Annotated in this window: 1 protein-coding gene; it reads left to right on the forward strand. The window is 81.5% G+C overall.

Features of this window, described 5'->3' with window-relative positions; translation table 11 throughout:
* Window positions 1-107: 107 nt before the first annotated feature.
* Window positions 108-793, forward strand: a 686-nt coding sequence (gene egtC, locus AAHZ94_RS34750) for an ergothioneine biosynthesis protein EgtC (RefSeq protein WP_349997647.1), incomplete at its 3' end; no start/stop codon positions are given.

Raw genomic sequence — 793 nt, forward strand, 5'->3', positions numbered from 1 at the left:
CCACCGGGGCCGCCACCCCCCCCGCCCACTGCCCCGGGTAGGCGCGGGGCTGGCCGCCCCGGGCGGGGGGGGGCCCGGCCCCCCCGGCCCCGGGAAGGGGGCCGCTGATGTGCCGCCACCTGGCCTATCTCGGCGCCGACGTGCCCCTGGGCGCCCTGCTCACCAGGCCGCCCCACGGCCTGCTGCGGCAGTCCTGGGAGCCGCGCCGGCAGCGGTACGGCACGGTCAACGCGGACGGTTTCGGCGTCGGCTGGTACGCGGCCGACGACCCGGTGCCGGCGCGCTACCGCAGGGCCGTTCCCCTCTGGGCCGACCCGTCCTTCGCCGACCTGGCCCGGGTGGTGCGCACCGGCGCGCTGCTCGGGGCGGTGCGGGACGCCACCGAGCCGGGTGCGGACGGGGAGGCCGCAGCCGCCCCGTTCGCCAGCGGCCCCTGGCTCTTCAGCCACAACGGCTCGGTCCGGGGCTGGCCTGGCTCGGTCGCCGCGCTGGCGGCCGGCCTGCCGCCGCAGGCCCTGTTGGAGCTTGAGGCACGGTGCGACGCCGCGTTCGTCTGGGCGCTGGTGCTGCACCGGCTGCGCGGGGGCGCCCCGCTCGGCCGGGCGCTGGCCGAGACGGTCCGCGCCGTGGCCGACGCGGCGCCGGGCTCCCGGCTGAACCTGCTGCTCACCGACGGCGCCACGATCGCCGCCACCGCCTGGGGCGACTCGCTGTGGTGCCGCAGCACGCCGGGCCCCGCCACCGGGGCCCGCGCGGCGGCGGACGGCGCGGGCCCCGGGTCGGCCGCGGCCGG

This window comes from Streptomyces sp. HSW2009 (assembly GCF_040240285.1).
Taxonomy (GTDB): domain Bacteria; phylum Actinomycetota; class Actinomycetes; order Streptomycetales; family Streptomycetaceae; genus Streptomyces.